The organism is Verrucomicrobiota bacterium (assembly GCA_019247695.1).
Taxonomy (GTDB): Bacteria; Verrucomicrobiota; Verrucomicrobiia; order Chthoniobacterales; family JAFAMB01; genus JAFBAP01.
This window is the reverse complement of the sequence record JAFBAP010000031.1, coordinates 1-16,927: the sequence shown is the minus strand read 5'-3', so window position 1 is coordinate 16,927 and position 16,927 is coordinate 1. Positions and strand designations below refer to the sequence as shown.

11 protein-coding genes are annotated in these 16,927 nt (G+C 60.8%); 7 read left to right on the top strand and 4 right to left on the bottom strand.

All coding sequences use genetic code 11. The features are described 5' to 3' along the window. Positions 1 to 124: 124 nt before the first annotated feature. Both JO015_03595 and JO015_03590 read right to left on the bottom strand, forming a co-directional pair. Positions 125 to 1,978 carry a tetratricopeptide repeat protein gene (locus tag JO015_03595; protein MBV9998177.1) on the bottom strand — a complete coding sequence of 618 codons (1,854 nt, stop codon included), beginning with the start codon at positions 1,976 to 1,978 and terminating at the stop codon, positions 125 to 127. Positions 1,979 to 2,202: 224 nt separating this feature from the next. Beyond that, a complete protein-coding gene (locus JO015_03590; GenBank protein MBV9998176.1) occupies positions 2,203 to 3,081 on the bottom strand; it encodes an ATP phosphoribosyltransferase in 879 nt (292 codons plus the stop codon). A 133-nt stretch (positions 3,082 to 3,214) separates the two neighbouring features. Between JO015_03590 and tkt the strand changes: the two genes are divergently transcribed. The 5 genes from tkt to JO015_03565 all read left to right on the top strand — a co-directional run bounded on the left by tkt (position 3,215) and on the right by JO015_03565 (position 10,365). Next, on the top strand, positions 3,215 to 5,203 hold the full coding sequence (tkt, locus tag JO015_03585; protein MBV9998175.1) for a transketolase: 1,989 nt from the start codon (positions 3,215 to 3,217) through the stop codon (positions 5,201 to 5,203). Positions 5,204 to 5,341: 138 nt separating this feature from the next. Continuing rightward, positions 5,342 to 6,076 (top strand): phosphoadenylyl-sulfate reductase, encoded by a 735-nt coding sequence (locus tag JO015_03580; GenBank protein ID MBV9998174.1) that lies wholly within the window; start codon positions 5,342 to 5,344, stop codon positions 6,074 to 6,076. Then, the gene (locus tag JO015_03575; GenBank protein ID MBV9998173.1) at positions 6,069 to 6,896 is read left to right on the top strand and encodes a sulfate adenylyltransferase subunit 2; all 828 of its coding nucleotides are present in this window, start codon (positions 6,069 to 6,071) and stop codon (positions 6,894 to 6,896) included. The genes JO015_03580 and JO015_03575 overlap by 8 nt, the downstream gene beginning before the upstream one ends. Positions 6,897 to 7,033: 137 nt before the next feature. Beyond that, the gene (cysC, locus tag JO015_03570) at positions 7,034 to 8,938 is read left to right on the top strand and encodes an adenylyl-sulfate kinase (GenBank protein ID MBV9998172.1); all 1,905 of its coding nucleotides are present in this window, start codon (positions 7,034 to 7,036) and stop codon (positions 8,936 to 8,938) included. A gap of 215 nt (positions 8,939 to 9,153) precedes the next feature. Further along, complete coding sequence (locus JO015_03565; GenBank protein ID MBV9998171.1) at positions 9,154 to 10,365, top strand: hypothetical protein; 1,212 nt, start codon at positions 9,154 to 9,156, stop codon at positions 10,363 to 10,365. A gap of 382 nt (positions 10,366 to 10,747) precedes the next feature. Here JO015_03565 and JO015_03560 read toward each other — a convergent pair whose 3' ends face one another. Together JO015_03560 and JO015_03555 are read right to left on the bottom strand one after the other, a co-directional pair. Further along, positions 10,748 to 11,728 (bottom strand): alpha-E domain-containing protein, encoded by a 981-nt coding sequence (locus JO015_03560; GenBank protein MBV9998170.1) that lies wholly within the window; start codon positions 11,726 to 11,728, stop codon positions 10,748 to 10,750. A 93-nt stretch (positions 11,729 to 11,821) separates the two neighbouring features. Further along, on the bottom strand, positions 11,822 to 13,261 hold the full coding sequence (locus JO015_03555) for a circularly permuted type 2 ATP-grasp protein (protein MBV9998169.1): 1,440 nt from the start codon (positions 13,259 to 13,261) through the stop codon (positions 11,822 to 11,824). A 267-nt stretch (positions 13,262 to 13,528) separates the two neighbouring features. Here JO015_03555 and JO015_03550 point away from each other — a divergent pair, with 267 nt between their 5' ends. Both JO015_03550 and ppk1 read left to right on the top strand, forming a co-directional pair. Then, complete coding sequence (locus tag JO015_03550; protein ID MBV9998168.1) at positions 13,529 to 14,218, top strand: zinc metallopeptidase; 690 nt, start codon at positions 13,529 to 13,531, stop codon at positions 14,216 to 14,218. 210 nt (positions 14,219 to 14,428) lie between these two features. Next, positions 14,429 to 16,627, top strand: a complete 2,199-nt coding sequence (gene ppk1, locus JO015_03545) for a polyphosphate kinase 1 (GenBank protein ID MBV9998167.1) — start codon at positions 14,429 to 14,431, stop codon at positions 16,625 to 16,627. The last annotated feature ends 300 nt before the right edge of the window (positions 16,628 to 16,927 follow it).

Genomic DNA, 16,927 nt, shown 5'->3' with positions numbered 1-16,927 from the left:
CCGGTCGTCTCTTCGTTGCGGCCGGGGAGGTTGCTGACATGTCACCCCGGCGCGGCGGTTCAACGCCGGCCGCGAGCCACCCCGGGCCAAAGCGCCGCGGCGCGAAGTTCAAGAGCCGAACCTGTCAGGGCGTCGCCGTCGGGGTTGCGCTCGGAGCGGCCGGTTCCGGCGCGGCCGGCGGCATGCCTTGACCGGGGCCCGGGATTCCAAGCGTCGCCTGGTTGGCGCTGACTTTCGCCTTTTCCCGGTCTATCTTGGCGGCCAACCCCCGGTTCTGGGTATCCAGGGCCAGCGCTTTCTGCCACAGGTTGATCGCCTGTGCGGGATTGCCCAATGCCTGGTAAGTGTCGCCAACGTGCTCTAAAACGACCGGATCCGCGGGTTTTAGCAGTTCTGCGGCACGCAAGAGCTCGACGAGCGCTTTGCCGTACTCGCCCCGTTTGTAGTAGAACCATCCCAGGCTGTCGAGGTACGCGCCGTTCTGCGGATCGAGTTCAAGCGCTTTCTTGATCATGTCGCCCGCCTCATCAAGGTGCTGGCCCCGTTCCACCCACATGTAGCCGAGAAAATTGTAAGCCTGAGCGGCTTTGGACGGGTCGAGAGCGATCGCCTTTTTCAGCAAAGTGGCCGCCTTGTCAATCAGACCCGCCTGTTCTGACGCCACCGCGTAGCTGAAGTAAAAGCCGGCATCAAAAGGTTCCTGGCCCTCGGCATCCGCTTCCTGCAATGCCGATTCGAACGCAGGGAGGGCGTCGCTAAACCGCTTTGCCTGGCTGAAAGCAATCGCCAGCGCATACGTGATTTGGGGGATCGCAAACCGGCGGCGCGCTTCGGTCAAAGTGGCGATGGCATCATTCTCTTTCCGCAACTGGAGTTGGACCTCAGCGGCGTGCAGGTAATTTTCAGGATCGTTCGGCGCCAGGAGTAACGCCTGCTGGAAGTTCGCCAACGCCCGGTCCCGGTCACTGTTCTCTTCGTAAAGCCGACCAAGAAATTCATAGATTTCCGGCTTCAACGGATTGGATTTGACCATCTCCTCAAGCGCCGAGATTGCCGCATCCCGCTGCCCCGTCTGCAGGAAACTCTGCGCCAGTTTGTAACGGACTTCGCTGTTCCCGCGGTTAAGTTCCAGCGCCCGCAAGTAGAGGGGGATGGCCGAGGGAACCTGGTTGATCGTGGTATAATCGTCCGCCGTGCGGGCGAGGGCCTCCGGGTTATCTCCCGCCAGCGTGGCCGCCCGCTGCAGGAAAGGCGTCACCCCGGGAATTTTGGCGGCCGGAAAACTTCCGTTGTCCGTCCGGTAGAGCCGGATTGCCAGCTCGGCCAGGGTGAGCCAGAAATCGGGGTCACCGCTGTCGAGTTGTTCAGCTCGTCGGAGCATCTGCTCAGCGTCGTGCCTCCGCTTCAGCGCGAAGTAGACGTCGAATAGCGTCTGGTAACTCGCCAGATTCGCGGGCGCGATCCGGGCCGCTTCCTCCGCATACCTGAGCGCGAGGTCCGGTTTCTTCAGCTCGTTAAGGTAAAATCCGGCGAGCGTCAGCTGCGCCGAGACGTCGTCGCGCCGCGCCTTGGCCAGGTCCTTCAGCAAATCGATCCCCGTCGCCACGTCGCCGCGCTTCGCGTACTCGCGGGCGATGCGTACCGTAAGTTCGGGATTACCGCCGGGATCCAGCTGGAGCGCGGCAGTGTAATTCCGGAGGGCATCGTCAAAAGCCCCTTCGTCCTCGGCAATGATTCCCTGGATGAAAGCGGCCTCGGCTTCAGCCTTTTTTTCGAGCGGCTTTTGAAGCAGCTGTTCAGGCCCGGCCAGGCGGACGTCGGAGTAAAAAATCTCCTCGCCGAGGCGCGGGCGCACCCTGCCGCCTTCCCGGACGTCACCCCTTACTGGCCCGCCCGCAATGGCGCCGAGACCGGCTGCGAACAGCATACGAACAGCACGGCAGCGCAGCGCCCGACGCGCCAGCCTCAGAACCTTCATGGGGCCAGTCTAAAAGCTAGGATTTACAGCGAAAACGCTATTATATTAATTACCACTGATTACGACTTATAACGCAGACGCTTCTTATGACGGTTCTCCTTCATGCGTTTGCGGCGCTTGTGTTTGGCGATCTTAGCTTTTCGACGTTTCTTCAGTGAACCCATAAATAACTTAAGGCTCGCCCGCACCGGTTCCTTTCCGAACGAACGAGTCTGAACTGATAACTAATAAACCACTTTATTCAACGGATACTCGATGATGCCCTCGGCTCCGAGCTCTTTCAGCCGGGGGATAATTTCACGGACCACCATTTCGTCAATCACCGTTTCGATGGCCACCCATCCTTCCTGGGTCAGCGGCGCCACGGTCGGATTCCGCAGGGATGGAAGGAGCCCGAGTAATCTGCCGAGTTGCTCCTGACGCAGATTCATCTTTAAACCGACCTTGTTGCGGGCGTTGAGGGCGCCCTGCAGAAGCAGGACGAGACGTTCCAGCTTGGAACGTTTCCAGGTATCGGCCATCGCGGTGCGGTTACCGATCACCAGCGGGTACGACTCCGTCAGCACGTCGACCACACGCAGGTGATTGGCTTTCAACGAGGTGCCCGTTTCGGTAATTTCAACGATGGCATCAACCAGTTCGGGAACTTTGACCTCGGTGGCGCCCCAGCTGAATTCGATTTTTGCCGAGACCCCGTGCGTTTCGAAGAACTTACGGGTTAATCCGACCGCCTCTGTGGCGATGCGCTTGCCCTCCAGGTCGCGCACGCTCTGGACGGGTGAATTTTCCGGTACGACCAGCACCCAACGCGTGGGGCTCGACGTCGCCTTACTATACTCGAGCCGCGCCAGGACCTCGACGTCCGAATCGTTCTCCTCGATCCAGTCTTTTCCGGTAATGCCGCCGTCCAGAAAGCCGGCCTCCACGTAGCGGCTGATCTCCTGCGCGCGTAACAGCCGGACTTCCAGCTCAGGGTCGTCGATGGCCGGCTTGTACGAACGCCTCGTCCCGGTAATCCGGTAGCCGGCTTTCGCAAACAAGTCGATCGTCGCGTCATGAAGGCTGCCGGACGGTAAGCCGAGGCGAAGGCGGGTTGCGGTCATGCCAAAAGAAAAAAGGGCCGGTCTGCAAATGCAAGTTCAAGCGGGAGCCAAAATTTCTGCACTGAGGGCGAAAGCGGGGTGAGATGCCGATTGCGCGAGGGCGGTTGGCAGGCTTATCGGTGAGGCAAATCCTATGGCGCTTGATACACAAATACTGTCAAAGGCCGCATTGGAGGCAAGGGGATTAGCGATGGATGCGGTGCAGGCCGCGAGTTCAGGTCACCTTGGCCTGCCTTTGGGAGCGGCGGAAATGGGTGCTGTCTTGTTTGGACACGCCTTGAGGTTTTATCCTGACGATCCGGTTTGGCTCAATCGCGATCGCTTCGTGTTGTCTGCCGGCCACGGCAGTATGTTTTTGTATTCCTGGCTCCACCTGAGCGGTTACGATCTGTCCCTGGAGGAAATCAAGAATTTTCGCCAGCTCCACAGCAAGACGCCGGGCCACCCTGAGGTTCACGAAACCCCCGGGGTCGAGTGCACCACCGGTCCGCTCGGGCAGGGCGTCGGCAACGCGGTCGGCATGGCCATCGCGGCCAAGATGACGGAAGCCCGGTTTAACCGGCCGGATCAGACCATCTTCGATCACAAAATCGTCTGCCTGGCCGGTGACGGGTGCCTGCAGGAAGGGGTCGCGGCGGAAGCGGCTTCCCTGGGCGCTCATCTCCGCCTGGACAACCTGATCCTCATTTACGATTCCAACGACGTAACCCTCGACGCCATGGCGGCCGTCAGCCAGAGCGAGGATACGGCCAAACGCTTTGAGGCTTACGGGTTCGAGGTGCACCACGCCGACGGCAACAACATGGAGGAGTTCCTCACCGTGTTTGAGCGGGCGCGCAGTTCCACCTCCGGGCGAGCCCAGTTTATCGTCGCGAAAACCGTTATCGGGAAGGGGATCCCCGAAGTCGCCGGCACGAATAAAGCCCACGGCGAAGCCGGCGTTAAGTTTGTCAATGCCGCCCGCAAGGCCCTGGGATTGCCTGACGAAAAGTTCTACGTCTCAAACGAGGTCCGGGAGTATTTTCAGCGCCGGAAAGCCGAACTCAAGCGGGCCTACGACGATTGGCAGGAGAGGTTTGCGGCCTGGAAAAAGGCAAACCCGGAACTGGCTAAAATCCTTCACCAGGGGGTAACTCGCGAGATCCCGGCCGACCTGCTGAGCCAGATTCCCGTCAGTAAACCGGAAGATAAGGTCGCCACGCGCAAAGCCGGCAGCGACGTGCTTCAACCGATCGCGAAGGCCCTGCCCGTTTTGATCAGCGGCAGCGCCGATCTCCACGGCTCGACCCTGAACTATATCAAGGACGGAGGGGATTTCTCCGCCAAGGACCGCTCAGGCCGTAACATCCATTTCGGCATCCGCGAACACGGGATGTGCGCGGTCCTTAACGGGATCGGCTATCACGGCATCTTTCGGGCCTCAGGAGCCACCTTCCTGGTCTTTGCCGATTACTGTCGTGCGTCGATCCGCCTTGCCGCCCTTACGGGAAGCCCGATCATTTACATCTTCACTCACGATTCCGTCGGCGTCGGCGAGGACGGCCCCACCCACGAACCGGTCGAAACAGTGAGCGGGCTGCGGCTGATCCCGCACCTGGACGTGATCCGCCCGGCCGACGCGGAAGAAACGGCCGGAGCTTTCGTCGCCGCCGTCCAACGGATCGATGGGCCGACCCTGCTCGCGCTTTCGCGGCAAGCCTTGCCGAACCTGTCCGAAGCGTCTCCGGATGAACGCCGGCAAGGAACCCTGCGCGGCGCTTACGTGATCCGTAAGGAACAAGGTGAACTCAAGCTGATTCTGCTCGCCACGGGAAGCGAAGTTCAACACGCGCTGAACGCCGCCAAGCAATTGGGCGAGGGCGTTCGGGTCGTTTCGCTGCCGTCTTTCGAACGCTTCAATCGCCAGGACGAGGCGTACCGAAACGAGGTGCTGCCGCCCGGCTGCCGCAAACGGGTCGCGATCGAAGCCGGCGTAACGGACATCTGGTACAAATACGTCGGCCTGGAAGGCAAGGTGATCGGGATTGACCGGTTCGGTTTAAGCGCGCCGGGCGGTACCGTGATGAAGGAGTTGGGCATCACTCCCGAGCACGTCCTCGAGGTGGCCAAAACGCTGCTGTAAAGCTGCGGCTCCGTCCTGCAGATTTTCGCTCCGCAAGGCCGGCTCCCTGAGTGTGGCTGGCCGTTGCGGGGCGGCACCTTTGCACAAAGTCCGATAAAGGGGTTGCGAATTCTCTATCTTCATATAGAGAATTGGCTAATGCCCGCTGAGCTCGTCCCTGATGTCGATGACGTCCGCCGTTTGAATGCCGGCTTTGAGGAGGCCGCCCCGGTGGATCTGCTGCGATGGGCCTACTCGCGTTTCGGTGACCGGGCCGCCATCGGTACCAGCTTCCAGGCTGCAGGCCTGGTCTTGCTGCACCAGGCCGTTTCGGCCGGGATCCATCTGCCGTGTTTTACCATTGATACCGGCCTGCTCTTCCCTGAGACGGTCGCGCTCCGGCAGGAGGTCGAAAAGTTTTTCGGAATCCAGATCGAGGTTCTACGCCCGGAGCTCTCTCTGGAGCAGCAAGCCAACGACTTCGGCCCGGAGTTGTGGACGCGCCAGCCCGACACGTGTTGTACCCTTCGCAAGGTGATGCCGCTCCAGAAGCGGTTGGCTGCGCTTGATGCATGGATCACCGGGTTGCGCCGCGACCAAAGCGGGACCAGGCGCGGCATCGACCGGTTTGAGCTTTACTGTTTTGACCCGCTCCGGGACAAGTTCGTGTTAAAAGTCAATCCGCTCGCCGGTTGGTCCGCTGAGCAGGTCTGGGATTACGTGCACGAACACCAGATCCCCTATAACCCGCTCGTCGAGCAGGGGTTCCGCAGCATCGGGTGCCGGCCGTGCACTCGGCCCGTCGGGGCGCAAGAGGACGAACGCGCCGGCCGCTGGACCGGTTTCCAAAAGACTGAATGCGGGCTGCACACCTTCATGGGAACACATGTCTAATCGTCAGCGCTATTCGCACCTGGACGCCCTCGAGAACCAAAGCGTTTACATCATTCGCGAGGCGTATCAGAAATTCGGCAATCTCGGCTTGCTCTGGAGCATCGGGAAAGACTCTTCCGTGCTGCTTTGGCTGCTTCGAAAAGCGTTTTTCGGGCATACCCCGGTTCCGTGCGTTCACGTCGATACCGGCTACAAGCTGCGCGAGATGATTGAGTTTCGTGACCGTTTGGCCGCTGAGTGGGGCCTCGACCTGGTCGTCGGGCAGAATCGCGCGGTGCTGGCCGAAGGGCGCACCTTCCCGAATGGGCGGTTGACCCGCGTGGAGTGCTGCGGGGCGCTTAAGAAAGACGCGCTCCAGGCCATCATCGAGGAAAAAGGATACGATGCCGTTATCGTCGGCATCCGTCGCGATGAGGAAGGCACTCGCGCCAAAGAACGCTATTTCTCACCCCGCAACCGCAACTTTGAATGGGACTTCAAAGAGCAGCCGCCGGAGCTCTGGGATCAGTTTAAGACCGATTACGAACCCGGCACCCACATCCGGGTGCACCCGCTGTTGCACTGGACGGAGTTGAACGTTTGGGAATACATCGATCGTGAGGGCATTCCCATCGTCGACCTGTACCTGGCTCGCAACGGGATGCGCTACCGCAGCCTCGGCTGCGCGCCGTGCACGAGACCCGTTCCGTCAACGGCGCGGTCGGTTCGCGAAATCATTGCCGAGTTGCAAACGACCAGAACGTCCGAGCGCAGCACGCGCGCCCAGGACCAGGAGTCGGAGGACGCCTTTGAGCGCCTGCGGGCCAGCGGTTACATGTAATCCATCCCGCCTTGCCTCTTGTCGAGCCCGACGACCGGCCTGGAACGATTTTCGCCGGTGCCGGTGCCACCTTCCCGATTTTCACCCGATCCGAAAAGAACGCCTTGAGTGCCGTTTCGTTACCCAGCCAACCCCGTATCCTTGACCAGCCTGCACCTGCGAACGACCGTCGCGCTTTGCGTGTGGTCATCGTGGGGCACGTAGACCACGGCAAGTCGACGCTAGTCGGCCGCCTGCTCTATGAGACGCAATCGCTGCCCGAGGGTAAATTCGAACAGATCCAGGCGGTTTGCAGCCGCCGCGGCATGCCGTTCGAATGGGCATTCCTGATGGATGCATTGCAGGCTGAGCGCGACCAAAACATCACCATCGACGTATCCCAGATCTGGTTCCATTCCGAGACCCGTCCCTACGTGATCATCGATGCGCCGGGACATAAGGAATTCCTCAAAAACATGGTGACGGGCGCGGCGACGGCTGACGCCGCGGTGCTGCTGATTGCCGCCAACGAGGGAGTCCAGGAGCAAAGCCGCCGGCACGCCTATCTGCTCAGCATGCTCGGCGTTGGCCAGGTAATTGTGCTGGTCAACAAGATGGACCTGGTCGGCTACTCCGACGCTGTGTTCCGCGAAATCGAGGCTCAATACCGTGCATTCCTGGAAAAGCTCGGGGTTTATCCGTTGACCTTCGTGCCCATTGCCGCTCGGGACGGCTTGAATCTGGTGCAGCCGGCGCCGGAGCAGATGCCCTGGTACCGGGGCAGCACGCTCCTGCAAGCCTTGGATCGCCTCGAGCCTGCCGCCGTTCCCGCCGACAAACCGCTGCGCTTTGTCGTCCAGGATGTCTATCGTTTTGACGAGCGCCGGATCATTGCCGGGCGCGTCGAGTCCGGCGCGGTTTCCGTGGGCGACCGGTTGTTCTTCGCCCCGCAGGACAAGGAGTCATCCGTCGCCACCATCGAACGTTGGAACGCGCCTCCGCAAGCGTCGGCAGTGGCCGGTGAATCGATCGGTATCACCCTGACCGAGCAGATTTTCGTCGAACGAGGCCAGGTGGCGGTGCACGAGCATGCCCCCCTCATCGAGACCAATCGGTTCCGGGCCCGCGTTTTCTGGATGGGACAACGGCCCCTTGCGCTTGGACGGACGTACCGCCTCAAGCTGCTGACGCAGGAAGCGGAGTGCTCGGTAGCCTCCATCGACCGCGTCATCGATGCCAGCACCCTGGATGCATCCTCGAGCATCCGCCGTGCGGTGGCCAGGAACGAAGTGGCTGAGCTTACCCTGCAAACCCGCGGCGTGGTGGCCATGGACAACTACGACGTCAATCCCGTGACCGGCCGGTTTGTGCTGGTCGATGACAAGGATGTCGCGGGTGGCGGAATCGTTTTTGGCGGCCGGTACGTTAACCGGGCCGCCGTGCGCAGTGAAAATATTTATTGGTCGGAAGCGTCCACCACGCCCCGGTCACGCCGGGAGCGAAACGGCCACGTGCCGCTGGTGGTCTGGCTGACCGGGCTCTCCGGTTCGGGTAAGTCGACGCTGGCCCGCTCCCTGGAACGCGAGTTGTTCGATCGCTTGATGCAGGTTTACGTGCTCGACGGGGACAATGTGCGGCACGGTCTGAATTCCGACCTCGGTTTTTCCCCCGAAGACCGCGTCGAAAACATCCGGCGGGTGGCGGAAGTTGCCAAGCTGATGGCCGAAGCCGGGATGGTGGTGATCACCTCGTTCATTTCTCCCTACCGCGAAGACCGGCGGCGGGCCCGCCAGATCGTCGAAGCCGGCAAAATCCGGTTTATGGAAGTATACGTCGCCGCCTCGCTCGCCGCGTGCGAAGAGCGGGACCCGAAACACCTTTACCGCAAGGCTCGGGCCGGGGAAATCAAAGGTTTTACCGGCATTGACGCTCCTTACGAGGCGCCGCTACGACCGGACCTGGTGTTGCCCACGGAAGAACTATCCGCCGAGGCCTGCGTTGAACGTCTGCTCGATGTCCTCTTGCCTCGGCTTCGCCTGGACGCCGCCGAGTACGAAATCTAGAAGGCAGGTGAGGCCGCTCGCGGAGGATTTACCCGAAACCCCTGGGTCTGACTCGCATCGCAAGGGCCGTGTTTACCGGTTTGAACGCCCTTCAAACGCCGGGATGCAGCGCGAAAATCAGGGCCGACTCTGAGTGTGCCCCGCAGAGAACCGCCAGCCCGCGGGACGTGCAGTCAGGTTGCAACCTGGAAGCCCTTTTACGATAATTTTACTCGATGATGACCCCGCCAGGTAAACTGCTTCGTTGCTGGGTAGGGTTTTTGTTGTTTTGTGCCGGTTGCGAGCCCGGTTTTTGTGGCGAGGACGACTCGCTCCTTCCTGAACACCAGGAACCGATTGTTCCAGTCTGGACGCGCAAACTCGATGTGGCTTTGTACAGCATCGCCTGGGCTCCGGACGGAGGTACGCTGGCTGCCGGCGGCCGTAACACCATCTGGCTCTACCGCTGTCCCGATTTCTTCGAACAGGCGCAGTTGCATGCCGACCAGGGTGAGGTTTCCGGCCTGGCCTGGTCGCCCGACGGCCGTACGCTCGCCTCCGGAGGCAGGGACGGCGTGATCCGATTGTGGGCCGACGGCAAAATCGTGCGGCGCCTCAACCAGGGCGCGTGGGTCCTGGACCTCGCGTGGGAACCCCGGATGGGCAGCGTTCTCGCGGCGGTCGACGAGTCGGGCCTCGTAAAGCTGTGGGATCGTGCCGGTACCCAGTTGGCCTCAATTCAGTTGGACGGAAATGGGCTGGCCCTCGATTGGTCTCCCAAGGGCGGTTTCGTCGCGGTTTCAACCGGGCAGGACGGCTCTAACCTGGCTGCCATTGACGTATCCCAATCCCAGATCCGCTGGCGAGAGAAAGACATACCGTCCGGGTACAAGGCCCCGTTCGGGTATGGCCAGGATGAGGTAAATGGAGCGGTTTACTCTCCGGACGGGCGCCTGATCGCCACCACCCACCAGGACGGCCGTCTCCTGGTGTGGCAGGCCGATTCAGGGCGCAAACTCACTTCGGTCCAGGTTCATGGATCGGGCGTTTCCGGCGCGCGCCGCGTGGCGTGGTCGCCTGACCAGAACTGGTTGTGCACGTGCGGTGAGGACGGCGACGTCAACCTCGTGCCTTACCCTAAGATGGACTACCGGATCCCGTTGCTGGACAGCAGTCGCCCGGTCTGGTCCGTGCGTTTCTCGCCGGACGGCAGGTACCTTGCCGCCGTGGGTGATACCGGGGAAATCTGGGTCTGGGCGGTGCCGGCCGTGGAAAACACCCACTCGGACGAGCATTTGGTCGACGCACCCACGCCTCCATCAAGTCCGGCCGAGCGGGCGCCAACCGCCGCTTTGCGCCGTCACCGCCCCAGCCCCAGCCCGAGCCCCAAACCACCCCGGATCGCCCATCGCCGGACCGAACCTAAGCGGCACTGGTGGTTCTGGTAAGAACAATGCCACAAATGAGGAGGAGTGGCGGGTGTCGGGTGTCGAGTGTCGGGCGTCGGGTCACGGCGGTAAGGTAGAATCATCCGCAGAACACGCAGAGAACGCAGAAAAGAGAAAACATCCACAGATTACACAGATTGACACAGATTAGGAGGACCGGGCGGCAACTCTAAGGTTGGCACTCGCATCCCCCATGCTGCCGCTGCGAACTCCGAACCCTTTCCTCTTTCCGCCGTGGTCGCCGTGGCTCGCCGTGGTCGCCGTGTGAACTCAGTCGTTGTGCCCGCCAACCCCGCCGCGCCCGCCCTGTGACCCGACACCCGACACTCGTTACCCGTTACCCGTTACCCGTTACCCGCCACTCCTCATTTGTGGCATTCCTTTACGCCGCCGGCGTTTCCAGCCATTCGCAAAAGGCCTTGTGGATCCCATTGTTGATCTCGCTGAGCCGCAACTGGACGGTGTCAAGGTATTCGTGCAGCCCGGTACGCAGGATGTCGCCTATGCTGATGAACGACAGGTCGGCCAGCAGTTTACCCGAGAGCCGTTCCGCTTCGACCTTGTAAAGGTGATCTGCGCGATCAATGCCGGTGATTTCGTGCATTGACTGGTCAAGACGGTCAGCGCAGAACCGGATCGAGCGCGGGAAGTTCTGGTCCTTGATGAGGAATTCCGCCACTTTCCACGGCGCGATGAGATCGCGGTAATGCCTGCGGTACGGTTCCAGCGCGCTGCACGATTTCAGGACCGCCATCCACTGGGTCATATCTACGTTTCCGCCCACCCGTTCCCCGCTCGGCAACAGGATGTGGTACTTGATGTCCAGAATGCGTGAAGTGCGGTCGGCCCGCTCCAGGAATTTGCCCGCCTGAATGAAGTCCCAGCCTTCGTCGTGCGACATCGTGGCATCGGTCGTGCCGTTAAACAGTTGGCAGCCTTCGACCACCCACGTGAAAAATTCGAAGCTGCTGGAACGAAAGAGCCGTTCTGCATCTCCCGAACGGAAGCGGAGAAACATCCGGTTCAGTTGTTCCCACATCTCGGTCGAAATCTGCTCGCGCACGGTGCGGGCATTCTCACGGGCGTGCGTAAAACACGAATAAATCGAGTTGGGATTGCGTCGCTCGAAAATGACAAAATCCACCACCGCATCCCCGGTGATCCCGGCGTAGAGCCCCTGGAACAGCTTCGTATCTTCCAGAGAATAAATGATCGATTCCCAAAGCTGATCGACGTTTACGTTGTTGACCATCTGCGCGTCAGGCATGAGTTGGAGGTTGACGTCCAGCATGCGCGCATTGTTTTCGGCTCGTTCGACATAGCGGCTGAGCCAGTAAAGTGCGTCGGCTACTCGGCAAAGCATGGTTTGTCAGTGGGTTTCGGAAAAAAACAGTCAGTCGGTCAGTCAGTCAGTTAATCAGTCAGCCGGGTTAGGGAGTCCGGCGCGGCGTTGTGCCTATTCGTGGAGCACCCAGGTATCTTTGCTGCCTCCACCCTGTGAGGAATTCACCACCAGGGATCCTTTCCTGAGGGCAACGCGGGTAAGCCCGCCCGGGACGATGCTGATTTTGTCCCCGTACAGGATGAATGGCCGCAGGTCGATGTGGCGGCCTTCCACCCGGCCTTCACACACGGCGGGTACCCGCGACAGGCTCACCATGGGCTGGGCGACGTAGTTACGCGGGTTCTGCCGGATCGCCTGCGCAAAACGCTCCCGCTCTTCGGCCGATGCCTGCGGTCCCATCAGCATCCCGTACCCGCCGCTCTCGTTAGCCGACTTGACGACTAACCGGTCAAGGTGTTCGAGGATGTAAGCCCGATCTTGGTCAAAGTACGAAAGGTAGGTCTCGACGTTAGGCAGAATCGGATCCTGGTCCAGGTAGTACCGGATCATGGCCGGCACGAAATAGTACACCACCTTGTCGTCCGCCACGCCCGTGCCGATCGCGTTCGCCAGGCTGACATTGCCTTTGCGGTAGGCCTCGACGATCCCCGGCACCCCCAGAACGGACTCCTTGCGGAACACCTTAGGATCCAGGAAGTCGTCATCGATCCGTCGATAGATCACGTCCACTTTCTTCAGGCCGGAAGTCGTTTTCATCCAGACCCGGTCGTCCCGGACGAGCAGGTCGGCGCCGACCACGATCTCGATCCCCATGCTGCGGGCCAGAAATGAATGTTCAAAGTAAGCGGAATTGTAAATTCCCGGCGTGAGCAGCACGACCGTCGGATCGTCCGTCCCGGCCGGGGCCACGTGGCGAAGAAGGTTGAGCAGGTCCGAGCCGTAAGCATCGACGGGGCGGACCAGGTACCGGGCAAAAAGGTTCGGGAACACCCGCTTCATCGCCTGCCGGTTTTGTAAAAGGTAAGAAACGCCGGACGGACAGCGCCCGTTGTCCTCCAGCACCATGTAGCGGCCCTGGTCATCACGGATGAGGTCCGTTCCGCAAATGTGGATATAGGCGTCTTTCGGAACCGAAAGCCCCACCATCTCCGGCCGGAAATGGACCGCGCTCCGTATGATTCCCTCCGGGATCACCTTGTCGGCAATGATTTTCTGCTCGTGATAGATGTCGCGCAGAAACAAGTTGAGCGCCGTGATCCTTTGGGTCAGGCCGCGCTCGATCAAGTCCCATTCGGCAGCCGGAATGATTCTCGGAATCAGGTCGAAAGGGAAGATTCGCTCCGTCCCCTGCTCGTTGTTGTAGACCGTGAACGTAACGCCCTGCGTCATGAACGCCCGCTCCGCGACCAGGTGTTTGCGCGTGACGTCTTCGGCGCTCATTTCGGTAAAACGGTTGTAGAGACGCTGGTAATGACTGCGAACGCGGCCCCCCGGAGCAAACATCTCGTCAAAAAACGGACCTTCCTCGTACTGGGCAAACAGACCGACCATGCCGACATTGTTAACGCCCGCGTCGCCCAGGCGAAAGTGAATTTTCAGGGGCGTCCCGGCCGCGGCGCTCGGCGGGCCTGCTCCGGACGATTCCGAGCCGCATTCCCCCGGGCCGCCGGGGCCGGGACCCGTGCCGGGGGGAGACCCTTCGCGGCCTGCGAGGCGTTGAACCCCGGCGCCCGCCGAGCCGTTTATCAAATATGATACTCAATTCTGATCGGGCACCCCCTTTGATCTTGTTGCCCGTCTGGGCTATAATCCCGTCAAATGATAGGTCTTAGCTATCTCATCTTCTTCGGGACGCTCGCCATCTCCTTGTGGGCGACCTGGAGGGTGCGGGCTGCATACGCCAAATACAGCCAGGTGCCCGCTTCCTCCGGTCTGACGGGGGCGGAAGTCGCTTACCGCATCCTGGCGGCGGCCGGTATTTCCAACGTTCAAATTTATGAAGGCAACCAGCCCATGGGCGATCATTACGACCCCATCAACCGGCGGCTGGTGCTCTCGAGTCAGAATTTTCGCGGGGCCTCCGCCGCGGCGGTCGGCGTCGCGGCGCACGAGTGCGGCCACGCTTTGCAGCACCAGGCGGCTTACGCGCCGTTAAATTGGCGCATGGCTTCGGTCAGCACGGTCGGTTTCGCCAGCAACGCGGTGATGATTCTGCCGATCCTCGGGTACCTGACGGGTCTGATCCGGCCGATGCTTCTGATCCTCTGTCTCGGGTGGGGAGTGATCATGCTGTTCAACCTGATCACCCTGCCGGTGGAGTTCGACGCGTCGGCCCGCGCCAAGCGGGTGCTGCGCGACATGGGGTTCATCCGCGGGAGCGGGGAAGCGGCGGCGGTCAGCCGTGTGCTCGATGCGGCGGCCTTGACCTACGTGGCCGCGTTTATCACGTCGCTTGCTTACCTGATGTATTACCTGCTGCCGCTTATCGGCGGCGGACGGCGCGACTGACGCGGCCTCGGCAGCATCACCAGCCACGTCGCTGAGGACTGCGGCGGACAGCGTGCATTTTAGCGAACGCCCGGGAATGATTTTCCCGGGCGTTTTCGCTTACGGAAACCGATTACGGCTGCAGACTCGCCGGCAAGGGGTATATGTTGTGCTGAACCTGCAGCGAGGGCATGGTCATTACGGGACCCCGCTGGAGGATATCGAAGCATCATGTCACCGCAACGACGCAAACTTCACCACTCGAAAAAGAAAACCAGCCCGCAGGACCCCGCTCCTTCCGTGTGTGACCCTCAGCGTTTCGTCAACCGCGACCTGAGCTGGCTTGAGTTCAACCAACGCGTGCTTGAGGAAGCCCAGGACACCTCGAACCCTCTCCTGGAGCGCTTGAAGTTCCTTTGCATCGTCAGCTCCAACCTGGACGAATTCTTCGAAATCCGGGTTGCCGGGATCCGGCAACAACAGCTGAGCAACGTCAGCCAGACCGGACCGGACTGCATGGGCCCCAGCGAGGTGCTCAGCGCCATCGCGCGGCGGGTTCGAAAAATGGTTGCGGACCAATACCGGCTCTGGAACGAGGATCTGGCGCCGGCGCTGGAAAACCAAAACGTCTTATTTCTGCATTGGGACGAACTGACCAGCGAAGAAAAACAGTATTACACCCGCTACTTCCAAACGTCGGTTTACCCGGTGCTGACGCCGTTGGCAGTCGATCCGGTGCACCCATTCCCGCAGTTGCTCAACAAAAGCCTGAACGTTGCCGTCGAACTGGAGGGCAAGGAGCTTAGTACCAATCTCGCCGTGGTCCAGGTCCCGCGCATCCTGCCACGGCTGCTTCCGTACCGCGCCGGAGAGAGCGGCATCTATCGTTACATCTTTATCGGCAACCTCATCCAGGCCCACGTGCACTCGCTTTTCCACGGCGTCACCGTGCGAGGCGCTTACCCGTTCCGGGTGACGCGCAACAGCGATCTGTACCTGGATGAGGAAGAAGTCGCCAACCTCCTGAAGGCGATCGAGACCGAGTTGCGCAAGCGCAGCCGCGGCGATGCGGTCCGCCTGGAAGTTCAAAGCGATTGTCCCGAGCATATCGCCGGCCAGTTGCTGCAAACCTTCGGCCTGGCTAACGCTGACCTCTATAAGGCCGATGGTCCGATCAATTTCCTGCGGCTAATGCCCATCATCAGCACGGTCGACCGGCCTGAACTTAAGTATAAGCCGTTTGTGCCTCGGATCGTCACCGGAACCGGCGACCACGAAGATATTTTCGCCCAAATCCGCCGGCACTCGATTTTGTTGCATCACCCGTTCGATAGTTTTTACAACGTTCTTGATTTCGTCGAGCAGGCCGCCGAGGACGCGAACGTACTCGCCATCAAGCAAACCCTTTACCGGACCAGTGGTGATTCGCCGATCGTAACCGCCCTGGCGGAGGCGGCGCAGAGCGGTAAGCAGGTTACCGTCGTCATCGAACTCAAGGCCCGGTTTGATGAGGCGGCCAACATCAAATGGGCACGCACGCTCCAGGAAGCCGGGGTCCACGTCGTGTTCGGCATCGTCGGCCTGAAAACGCATGCGAAGCTGGCGCTGGTGGTACGCAAGGAAGAAGACGGTATCCGGCGCTACCTCCACCTTGGTACCGGCAATTACCATCCATCGACGGCCAACCTCTACACTGACCTCGGCGTGCTGACGTGCGACCCCGTCCTGACCAATGACTGCGCGGAATTGTTCAACTGGCTGACGGGCGTCTCAGTGTTTCCGGAGCTCACCAAGATCAAGGCCGCTCCCAACGCCCTTCATGATTTTGTGATCGCGATGATCGAACGCGAAGCTGAACACGCCAAAGCCGGCAGACCGGCGGGCATCTATGCAAAATTTAATGCCCTGGTGGATCCGGACGTGATCCAGGCGTTATACGCTGCTTCGCAGGCAGGAGTGAACATCAGGCTGCTGGTCCGCGGCATGTGCGGCCTGCGAAGCCGCCTCCCGGGAGTAAGCGAACGGATTACGGTGCGCAGCATCGTGGGCCGGTTCCTGGAGCACAGCCGGGTGTTCCGCTTCGAAAACGGGGGTCAGTCCGAGACCTATCTGGCGAGCGCCGATTGGATGCCGCGGAACTTCTTCAGACGCGTCGAGACGTGTTTCCCGGTTGACGAACCGGCGCTTAAGGAACAGCTCGAGCACATCCTGGAGGTCTATTGGCGGGATAACGTGAAGGCCCGGCAGCAAGGCAAAGGTCTCACCTATGAACGCATTGTCGATCCGCATGGGGAACGGTTTGACGCGCAGGCCTATTTTCTCGACCAGATCGCCCGGCGCAAGCGGCCGGACCTTGAGGCCAAACCAATCGTGATCAAGGCCGCCTCCAAACCGCGTGAACTCGAAGACGCAGTCAGCCAGCCGGCCTGAGGGAGAATGCCATAAATGAAGAGGGTGGCGGGTAGCGAGTAACGGGTGTCGGGTGTCGGGTGTCGGGTGTCGGGTGTCGGGTGTCGGGTGTCGGGTGTCGGGTGTCGGGTGTCGGGTGTCGGGGCAATCGTGGTAGAACGCTGCCCCTGTCAAGCTTGTAATTCCTCTTCCCGCCGTGTTCGCCGTGTTCGCCGTGTGAACTCTTGCGCCGTGCCCGCCTTTTCGCTGTGCCCGTGGTGTGACCGTGTGTTCTACCGGATTTCGTCACGAGGCGATTCCGGTGGCGCCAAAGAGACGACG

Bases quoted from the DNA above. Each gene is read 5' to 3' on its own strand.
- JO015_03575 (MBV9998173.1), top strand. From the start codon at position 6,069: ATGTCTAATCGTCAGCGCTATTCGCACCTGGACGCCCTCGAGAACCAA.
- JO015_03595 (MBV9998177.1), bottom strand. From the start codon at position 1,978: ATGAAGGTTCTGAGGCTGGCGCGTCGGGCGCTGCGCTGCCGTGCTGTT.
- JO015_03565 (MBV9998171.1), top strand. From the start codon at position 9,154: ATGATGACCCCGCCAGGTAAACTGCTTCGTTGCTGGGTAGGGTTTTTG.
- JO015_03590 (MBV9998176.1), bottom strand. From the start codon at position 3,081: ATGACCGCAACCCGCCTTCGCCTCGGCTTACCGTCCGGCAGCCTTCAT.
- ppk1 (MBV9998167.1), top strand. From the start codon at position 14,429: ATGTCACCGCAACGACGCAAACTTCACCACTCGAAAAAGAAAACCAGC.
- tkt (MBV9998175.1), top strand. From the start codon at position 3,215: ATGGCGCTTGATACACAAATACTGTCAAAGGCCGCATTGGAGGCAAGG.
- JO015_03580 (MBV9998174.1), top strand. From the start codon at position 5,342: ATGCCCGCTGAGCTCGTCCCTGATGTCGATGACGTCCGCCGTTTGAAT.
- JO015_03560 (MBV9998170.1), bottom strand. From the start codon at position 11,728: ATGCTTTGCCGAGTAGCCGACGCACTTTACTGGCTCAGCCGCTATGTC.
- JO015_03550 (MBV9998168.1), top strand. From the start codon at position 13,529: ATGATAGGTCTTAGCTATCTCATCTTCTTCGGGACGCTCGCCATCTCC.
- JO015_03555 (MBV9998169.1), bottom strand. From the start codon at position 13,261: ATGGTCGGTCTGTTTGCCCAGTACGAGGAAGGTCCGTTTTTTGACGAG.